General features: G+C 48.5%; 4 protein-coding genes. 1 reads left to right on the top strand and 3 read right to left on the bottom strand.

Annotation, left to right across the window (positions count from 1 at the left end; genetic code table 11):
• Together Q0257_RS07675 and Q0257_RS07670 are read right to left on the bottom strand one after the other, a co-directional pair.
• The coding region (locus Q0257_RS07675; protein WP_298023613.1) for an alpha-2-macroglobulin family protein at nt 1-3,801 on the bottom strand (3,801 nt) is incomplete at its 3' end.
• A 47-nt stretch (nt 3,802-3,848) separates the two neighbouring features.
• A complete protein-coding gene (locus Q0257_RS07670) occupies nt 3,849-7,442 on the bottom strand; it encodes a transglycosylase domain-containing protein (protein ID WP_298023610.1) in 3,594 nt (1,197 codons plus the stop codon).
• 41 nt (nt 7,443-7,483) lie between these two features.
• Here Q0257_RS07670 and Q0257_RS07665 point away from each other — a divergent pair, with 41 nt between their 5' ends.
• Entirely contained in the window at nt 7,484-9,538 is a 2,055-nt protein-coding gene (locus Q0257_RS07665; protein WP_298023607.1) for an ATP-dependent helicase, read from the top strand.
• A gap of 103 nt (nt 9,539-9,641) precedes the next feature.
• Here the strand turns inward: Q0257_RS07665 and Q0257_RS07660 are convergent.
• Nucleotides 9,642-10,061: hypothetical protein (locus tag Q0257_RS07660; protein ID WP_298023604.1), on the bottom strand; the 420-nt coding region annotated here is incomplete at its 5' end.

Below are 10,061 nucleotides of genomic sequence, written 5' to 3'. Positions count from 1 at the left end.
ACCGTAAGGATAGGAGTAAAGCTCCTCCGCTAGGCTAAAAGCATTAGGCGTAGAGCTTACGTGAGCGTAAATTTCTTTATAGCTCGGATCGATTTTGAGCGTTACGGGCTTATCGCCGTAGCTTGCGTGAAATATTTTCGAGCGCGGGAACTGGCTGATGATGTCAAATTCCACGTTATTGCTAAATTTCTGCCCGTTTGCGTCAAGATCAAATTTTATATTCGCATCGCCTATATCAAGCGCGCTTGCGGTGAAGCTTAGGTGCTTGACCTCAAGCGGTTTGAGCGTGAAATTTGCCTCGCCGCCGCTTATAGCAACCGAAGGAGATGAGCTGATTTTCAAGACCGCCTTTTGCTCCTTATCAGTTGTATTAATGAGCGTTAGCGGCACGGAAATTTCATCGCCGCGTACCATGTAGGTTAGATCTGCCGGTTTTATGATCACGTCGTCTCGAACCTTAGCTTCGACGTTTGCCGAGCCGATCGTAGCCGCCTCTCCGATAGCCATGGCGCTTAGACGGATCGTGGAGTTGAAATTTTTCGGCATCGCAAGCTCAAATTTCGCCTCGCCGTTTGCATCAGCTTTTGCGATTAGCATTTTGATAAATTTTTTCTGCTTTTTGTTTTCGACCGGGCTTAAATTTCGTTTAGCCTTCGCCATCACGCCGTCTCCGCCGAAGCTTAGCTCTTTAGCAGTAGTTTGATACACGCTAAGATCGTCGTAAATGTCGAAGTATCGCAGCGCAAAATACGCGCTAACGTCAAACGCCTTAAATGCATCAAGCTCCTCTTGTGAGACGATATCTAAAATTCCAAGATCGACTGCATAGAGTATGACCTTGGAATTTGGCTCGCTTTTTACGCTGATCTGCGCGTTTTGCCCGTTTTTGTAGCTTTTCTCGGCTAGGATTTGCACGTTAGCCTTGTGCGAGCTCGCATCTAGCGCCACCGGCACGTTTGCATAGGCTCTAAGCGGCATCGCAGCGGGTGTCGCGGCGCGCGCGATTACAGCGTTGATGTGTCCTCCGACGAAATTCTCCGGCACGCTGAGCTCAAATTCCGCGCTACCGCCTTTTATGGATAGAATTTTATAGTCGTAAACCTGCTCGCCTATGAGCGAGATATTTAGCACGCCGCTTTCTACCGGAGAATTTATGACGCCTTTAATTTTATCTCCGGCTTTAACCTTGTCGCTTGCGAGTTTGATTTTAGCACTTTGAACGTCTTTAGCGTTTACCCGTCCATAATATCCCCAGCCGCTTACATCCACGCGCACGCCAGCACTTGCGCCGCTTGAGTAATCGTTTGCGACGATTAGATAATTGCCACCGTTTTGGAATTTGTACTCAAACTCGCGCGCATCGGTGCTAACGGCGCTTACGAGATTAAAGCTTTCTTGCTCGACGTATCTGTTGCCGTCATAAACGTAAGTAAAATCGTCGCGGTAAATTTCAACGTCGATCTTGCCTTTAACGTCGGTTTTGGTTTTGGAATCTAGTAGCGCAAAGCCGAATTTTACGCTATCGCCGCTTGATATGAAATCCTTGCTCGCGCGAATTCCTACGATACGATCATAAGGCAGATAGCTCAGGCTGCGATATGCGCTTACGTTTTTGCCCTCCTCGGTTACGCTGAAATTTAGTAGAATATTTATGGCGTTAGAGACATTTAGATCAGCTGCTGCCGGCGAGAGTGCAAGCTCCTTTTTACCGGCGGGGCTTAGCGTAAATTCTGCCCTGCGAAGCTGCGTAGCGCCCTTTTTCTTTAAGCGATCGTTTAGAAACGAAAAGCCCTCGTAGCCTTTAATTTTTAGCTCTTTTTCATAGGCGTTTGCTTCCAGCGAACCTTTCAAATCTCCGGCCGGCGCGCCTGCAAGATAGTTTGAGCTTAGCTTTAAAGTTATGATCTCATCTGCGCCGTATTCATCTTTGGCAGTGAGAATTTCATTTTTAATGCGGTTTGGGACGAAATTTTCTACGCTGAAGCTTTTAGAAGCGATGATTTTGTCCTCATAGATGAGATCCAGGCGGTAAGTGCCGCTTTTTTCACCCATCAGCTCGTCGATTTTAACGCTGCCGAACTCATCGGTGTTTTGCGCGCGCGTGATGACCACAGTGCCGCTAGGATCGTAAATTTTAAATTTAATCGGCGTATTTTTTAAAGAGCTAAAATCGCGATTTTTCATCACAATCGTGCCTAAAAGCCGCTCATTCGGACTTATCAGCTCGCTTGCAAGATAAACAAACGGACGCTTTGCAGTAATCGTTTTCTCTACGCTTGCTACGGCATTATTAAATAGCACGAACGCATGCTCATCGCCTTTACTAATCTCGATAGAGCGCGGATTTTTGGCTAGAATTTCCATATTTTCTAATCTTAAAATTCCATCTCCGTCCGTTTTATCCTCTACGATTAGCTCGTTTTTATCACTGTAAATTTTAACCTTCGCTCTGCTTAGCTCCTCGCCATTACTAAGCCTAGAAGTATAAATTAGCGCGCCGCGCTCAAGCAGCACCACTTGAGCCGTAATGTCGCTAAGATAGGCTACGCGCGAAACCTCTTGCATCTTTTCGCCCACTTTGTAAAACGCCGTGATTTTATAAATTCCATCCTCATAGCCTTTAAAATCCATCGCGATTTTATGCTCCGCGACGGCGTTTTTAGCGCCTCCTATATCAAAGCTCTTAACCGCGATCTCGCTAGCTAGCCCACCTACGCTATCTTCGTTGCTTTCAAAGTTTAAAAAATACCTAAAATTTTGCTCAGGGACTTTGGCAATCGAAATTTTAACCTCATTTACGTTTGAGCTTTTAAATGCCAACGAAGCGGATTTTGGGATGAAATTTTTCTCGTCGCTAAAGGCTACGAAAGGCAGCCTGTCGCCCATTTTTACGCTCTGCTTGATCTCGTCACGCAAAATATATGAGCTATCTCCGAAGCCCTTTAGCAGCCTAATCTCGTAGCTTTTATTTGGCATAAACTCGTCGCTTACTATATCTGCATAGTAGTAGCATGAAGGATCGTCGCTTTCGCCATCCTCTTCATCTTCGTCATAATAATAATATCGCGGCTGAGTGAGGCTAAATTTACTCACGCCTGCGATTCTTACGTATTTGGCGGACAGCTCGTCCATATAGTTAGGAAAACACACTCTAGCCGCGAGCGAGCCGTCTTTTAGAGCCGCAGGGCGGATCTGCACGCCGCTTAAATTTGAAGCGTTAATGCTGTCGTTAAAAGGCTCCTCGTCCGTGCGCAGCTCCACTGGATTTTGCAGCTTTGCGCCCGCTTTTGAGGTGAGGGATTCTATTTGCAATACGACGTTTTGCGCCTTAGGATCGAAGCTGAATAAAAAATTCCGATCATCGTGCGAGCTAAGCTCGTAGGATATATCGTTTTGGGCTAAATTCTGCGCACGGTAAATTCTAGTCGCTTGCTGTAGCGCGTCCTTGCTAACCGCATCGTTAAATTTAATTGCCACTAGCCCCGGACGCAGAAGCGCGATATGCTCGGTGCTAAAAGGCTCTGTCTCGAACTCAAAGCGCACCCCGCGCGCCTCGCACGAATAATTAACCCCGGCGCTAAGCATCGGCTTAGGATAGAGCCTGATTGAGCTCTCGCTCACGCTTTCGTAGGTGCCCGTGATTTTGGGAGTGCATTTTAAGATCTGCTTTTGCGTGACACTAAATCCACTGCCGTCCACCCCGCTAATCTCGTAAGCCCCGCTAGCGTATTTGATCTCTACGCCCGCGGCAAAGCTAGCCAAAGCGCAAAATAGCGCTGCGCTTAGTAGTTTTGTCTTCATAAAATTCCTTTGCAAAAATTTTACGAAATTATATACAAATTAACCTTTTATTTTCTTTCATTTACTCTAAAATTTGCTTTAGCGAAATTTGCATTTTCGTCCAAGCAGCCAAGCTCAAAATCCCCTGCGCCAAGACTTAGCGTAAAAGCCTCACCGTTAGTGCGCACAAAATATTCTCCCGTTTTAACTTTAGAATTTGAAGGCGCTAGGCTTTGCGTAGTGAAATCTCGTGCCACAAAATTTTGCTGGGAGGAATTTTGATCCGTAAAATTTTTCGCTGTGAAATTTTGAGCCTCCGAATTCTGCTCTGTGGAATTTTGCAAGATAGAATTTTGCGATGCCAAATTCTGTGTGGCTGGATTTTTAGCTATAAAATTCCATCCCGCAGAATTTTGCTTCGTAAGATTTTGTGATTTTAAATTCTGTGGTGCTGAATTTTCTCTCATAGAATTTTGTACCGCAGAATTCTGTTCTACAAAATTTTGCTTTAAATTATCTTGCTGCGCCACGCTAGAATGCTCGAAATCCAAATCCGTGGAATTCTCCCCCGTAAACGCAGTGGAATTTAGCGCTATAAACTCTCGCGAACCGCCGCTTAGCCTGATATATACCCGCTCGCCGAAAACCGCCGTGCACTGCACTTTAAGCCGCAAAAAGCCGTCCGCGCCGGTCTCGTAGGTTTTGGCGTTGATGTCGTTTAGTACGGGCTTTACGGCGGCAAATTTAACCGCGCACCTTCCTGCGCGTACCTTTTGCGGATCGACTAGACCGTGTTTTAGCAGATAAAAAAGCTCGCTCGTGCCGTAAATTTCGCACTCCTCGTTAGGCTCAACTCCATCGATCGTAAGATCCTCGGCGCTTTGAGCGCACTCCTTTTCGCGGTACGCGTCGGTGCATATCCGCCGCAAGCTCACGCCCGCGGGACGCGCAAACTCCGCCTCGCCCAGCATGCCCGATTTATCGAGGAAGGCAAACATATTAAACGCGACTTTTGCCGCACTCACGCCGCCGCTAAGATCTCTAGTCTTGGAGCCGTCGAAATTTCCCAGCCAGACGCCGAGTGTAAATTTAGGCGTGAGCGCGACGGTGTAGAGATCGCGCGCATCGGCGCTCGTACCCGTTTTAAACATCAACGGCGGCGCGTTTAGGGTATTTTGCCACACCGAGCCGAGATAGGAGCGCGGCGCGTTTCTTAACATCTGCGTTACGATGTAGGCGCTCTGCGGGGTTAAAATTTTGGCATCATCGCCGATCTCTGCGCCCGCTATTTCGAGCTTCCGCAGCTTGCCGCCATTTGCAAACGCGCTGTAAAGGCGAGCAAGATCCATTAGGCTCATCGAAATACTGCCCAGCGCGATACCTGCGCCGTAATAATCCTTGCTAAACTCCGCCAGATGCGCGCCGCTAAGCATCTCATACAGCCCGTCGTCACCCAGCATCAAATTTAGCTTCACCGCGGGGATATTTAGGCTCAGACTTAGCGCGTCGGTCGCACTCACCGCGCCCAAAAACCCCTGGTTGTAGTTGCGCGGCACATAGCCCGCGAAGGTTATCGGCGCGTCGATCAGCTTCTTTGAAGGGGTGATGAGCCCGTGCTCAAGGGCTTTAGCGTAGATGAAGGGCTTGAGCGTCGAGCCTACGTTTTTTTGTGAGCGCACGCCGTCGTTTTGCCCATCATTGGCGCTAAAATCGTGGCTGCCGACATAGGCGATCACGCTCATACTTTCGTTGTCGATAAGCACCGCGGCGCCGTTTCTAACGCCCTTGTCGCGTAGGGCGAGGATCTCGCTTTTCAAAAAACCCTCAAGCGCGATCTGGGTTTTTAGATCCAAGCTCGAATAAATTTTACCATCGTTTAGACGCGCAAGCTCCTGCGCTCGCGCAGTTTGCTCTTTGGACTGCGCGCTCGCTTCGGAATTTGCGAAATTTCCCCGCGCCTTGGCGTTGGGAGCGGAATTTGCCCGCGATTCGGCGCTTGCAGCAGAATCCGTCTGCATTTTGGCGTCTGAAGTAGAATCTGTCTGAGCATTAGCGTTCGACGAAGCGAAATGCGTCTGAGCACTAGCGTCTGAAATGGAATTTGCCTGCGGATCAAAATTTACGCTCGGCCGCTCGCTAGAGTTTGCATCTGCCTGCGGATTTTGCGGCGGATGCGCAGCATCTTGCCGACTATTTAAATTTAGATTTTGCTGATTTTGCGAGTTTTGATGCGGATGTGCGGTACCGACGACATTCTGCCGCTTGTTTAAATTTATATCCGCACTCGGATTTTGCGGCAAATACTCGGTTTGTCGTTTATTTGAATTTGCATCTGCGCTAAAATTCTGCGGCGAATACGCAGCGCCTCGTTGCCCGTTTAAATTTAGACTTTGCGAGTTTTGCGACGGATGTGCGACATCAATTAAATCTCGCCGCTCATCTAAATTTGCGCTCTTTCGTTCATTTGGTTTTACGCTTTTTGGTTCATTCGGTTTTGCGCCTTCCTGCGATTCTACGCCTTCGCGCTCGTTTAAATTTAGGCTCGTTCGCTCGCTAAAATTTAAACTCTTTGGCGCATCTGTTTTAAAATCCGCCTCTTTGGAATTCATTTCTTTCGAATCCGCTCTCGCCTGCGCGTTTGCGGCATTTAATAAATTTGGCTCGCCCCTTGTCGCAGCCGTAAAGCTTGATTCTGCACTCGCCGCGTCCGAAAAATTTGACTCTGCCTCTGCCGCGGCTCTGCGCGCAGCCAAGCTTGCTTCCTCTGCCGTCGCGCCGGGCGCGCCGCCCTGCTCTAAATTTTGAGTGAAATTTACGTCCTCTTTGGCGGTAAAATTCTGCATTTTATAATTGCTAAACGCTAACAGCGCGTAATGCGGCGCGTAATTGGGCGCTGCGTAGCGTCTGGGCGAAAACGGCTCCGCAAGAGCGCGTTCATACTCGCTTTGCGAGATCACGCCGCCGTCTCGCAGCTGCGAAATTAGGCGGTTTTTAAGCGCGTTGATGTTTGATTTGCGATCCAGGCGGTTTTTGTTCGGATTTTTTGGGATCACGCTAAGAAGCGCGATTTGAGCGTTACTAAGCTCGCGCAGGTCCTTTTTGAAATAAAAATACGCCGCGGTTTTGACCCCCTCAATGTTGCCGCCATATGGGGCGAGGTTAAAATACATCCCCAAAATTTCATCCTTGCTGAAGTGCCACTCCAGCTGAAAGGCGTTGAAAATTTCGATGATTTTGTTCTTGTAGCTGCGCTGTTTGGGGCGCATCATACGCGCGACCTGCATCGTGATCGTCGAGGCTCCGACGCGCTCGACGTTGCTCCCGCTTTTTTTAGTAAAATTTTGCGTAAAATTATACGTAGCCGCGCGCAGGATCGAGGCAGGATTGACGCCGAAATGGTAGTAAAAATATCGATCCTCGAAGTAGATCGCGCTTTGTTTCAGCCGCGGCGGTATCTCGTCTGCGCTCGCGTAAAAGCGCCAAATTTGATCGTCGCTGATCTGCATATTTAAAATTTCGCCGTTTCGGTCATATAAAATTCTACTCTTCTGCTTGTTTAGCATATCCAAATTTAGCGGATAAAGCGCGTCTAGGATCAAAAACAGAGCGAATGCAAATGCGCAAAATAGCGCGATTTTTAACGTAAATTTTAGAAATTTCATCGCGCAATTATATCAAAGAATTTTAATGATTTTAGGCTATAATGGCGCCTTTTTGCAAAGGAATAATCTTGGACGCTCTAGCTAAGCTAAACACCGAACAATACGCCGCAGCAACAGCTCCTGCTGGGCATAATCTAATAATCGCAAGCGCAGGCACGGGCAAAACCAGCACCATCGTCGCGCGCATCGCTCATCTGCTAAATCTCGGCACGAGCCCTAGAAAAATTTTGCTTCTTACTTTTACGAACAAGGCCGCGAGCGAGATGATAGCGAGGTTGCAGCGGCATTTTGATAAAAAGATCACCTCTGCAATCGTCGCGGGCACCTTCCACGCCGTATCCTACGCCCTACTTCGCGAGCTTGGCAAGGGTGTGATTTTAAAGCAGCCCGCCGAGCTAAAAACCCTGCTAAAAAGCCTCGTAGAAAGGCGAAAATTTTATCACGTAAGCGACGCGCGCCCCTACGGCGGGGCGTATCTATACGACGTGTACTCGCTGTATCAAAACAAGGAGATGAGCGCGGATTTTGCGACGTGGTTTAGCAAAAACTACGAGGATCAGGCGGAATTTGCCGAAATTTACGCAGATATTTTGCGCGAGTTTGAGGAGGAAAAGGCGAAATTTAACTACGCTGATTTCAACGACGTTTTGCTAAAAATGCGCCATGAGCTGCGAAAGGGCGCTCCGCTGCGGTTTGATGAAATTTTAGTGGACGAGTATCAGGACACGAACTCGCTGCAAGGAAGCCTCATCGATGCTTTCGCGACGAAAAGCCTTTTTTGCGTCGGCGATTTCGATCAGAGCATCTATGCCTTCAACGGCGCAAACATCGACATCATCGGCAGCTTCGGCAAGCGCTTTGCGGACGCTAAAATTTACGCGCTGAATATCAACTACCGCTCAAGCTCGGCGATTTTGGCGCTTGCAAATCGCGTCATCGCGAATAATCCGCGCCTTTACGAAAAGAAGCTGATCGTGGGACGCGAGGGAAAATTTAGCGCGCCTAAGCTGCATGTTTACGACGATACGGCGGCGCAATACGCCCACGTAGCCGCACAGATCGCGCAAAGCGGCACTCCGCGCGAAAAGATCGCCGTCATCTTTCGCAACAACTCCAGCGCCGACGGCGTAGAAGTCGCGCTTAAGGAGCTCGGTATCGGCGCGAAGCGAAAAGGCGGCGTGAGCTTTTTTGAAAGCCGCGAGATCAAGGCCTTCACGGACATCTTCGCGATGATAATAAACCCAAAAGATATGATGGCCTTTATGAGCACGTGCGAATACGCAAGAGGCGTCGGCAGCGCGCTAAGCAAGGAGCTTTTCGACGCGCTAATCTCGCTTGGGCACGGAAGCATTCACGCAGGTCTTTTGCGTCCCGACGAGAGCGTTAAAATTTTTGAAAAAAAGAGGAAAAACTATCAGCTCGGGCTTTTTGACGATGTCGATATAATCGGCTCGGTATCGCGCTTTGAAGCTTTGGAATTTGATGAGTTTTTTCGCTCGCATCCGGTTCTAAAACACAATAAAATTACCGAGGGCGGCGCCGTATTTTTGCACGAAATTTATAAAATTTTTAAAAAAAGCGGCTCCGCTGCGAGATCCGTCACGCTCATCTCGCAGATTAAAAACTCGCGCCTTTTCGCGCTTGTGGCGGATTTCATCGCGACGAAACGCGCGACGCTGAAAAACGGCAAGATAGATGATGAGCGCAAAAAGGACGAGACCGCTCGCATCTACGATAAATGCGGAATTTTAGAGCAGATCGCCGGCAAATACGCGGATCCGCAGAGCTTTTATAATTTCATAACTCTGGGCGCAAAGGAGATGAGCGAGGGCGAGGGGGTAAATCTGCTCAGCGTGCACGCAAGCAAGGGGCTTGAGTTTTGCAGCGTCTATCTCATCGATCTGGCGCAAAACCGCTTCCCGAACCTCAAGCTAATGGCGATGGGCGGCAGCCTGGAGGAGGAGCGGCGGCTATTTTACGTGGCGGTTACCAGAGCGCGCGACGAGCTGGTGCTAAGCTACGCGAAATTTGATAAGATCAGAAAGATTAATTACGAGCCGAGCTGCTTTTTAAGGGAAGCGGGGCTGGTGAAATAAGCGAAATTTTGCTCGCTAAATTTTAAATTTCATTTTAGCGCGGGCGGATCATTTGGGTAAGAATTTTACTCCTCGCATACTCCCGACGCGCCGCCCTGCTTCTTTAACGGATTGCTGAAGTAAGAATTTTGCCGCACGATTTTTGCAAATTTTGCGATTTGTAAATTTTTGTGGTGCGGGCGCTACGACGCCAATATGAGCGTGATTTTGCGTAGTTAGAATTGCGAAGTGGTAGGCTCTTTTGCGAGCCAAAATTTATCGACATTTTGCCAAAATTCGAGCCCGACATACGGCCTAGCGATAAAATTTTACCCCCGTCCGCCATTTTAGAATTTCTCCCGAGCCTAAGGACGATTTTAACTTTATAGCGGCGAAATTTTACTCTTACTTGAAATTTTACCGATAGCTCATGAGGGTTGTAAGATTTCGCGCTCGTCGCGCTCGCACTGGGCGGCGGTAGGGCGGAATCGCGCTTAAAACGACATAGCGGCGCAAAATTTCCACGGCTCGCAAGCATAAAATC

The sequence above is a fragment of the uncultured Campylobacter sp. genome (genome assembly GCF_938018035.1).
In the GTDB taxonomy this organism is placed as follows: domain Bacteria; phylum Campylobacterota; class Campylobacteria; order Campylobacterales; family Campylobacteraceae; genus Campylobacter_B.
Note: the sequence above shows the minus strand (reverse complement) of the source record. Positions and strands in the feature narration are given on the sequence as shown.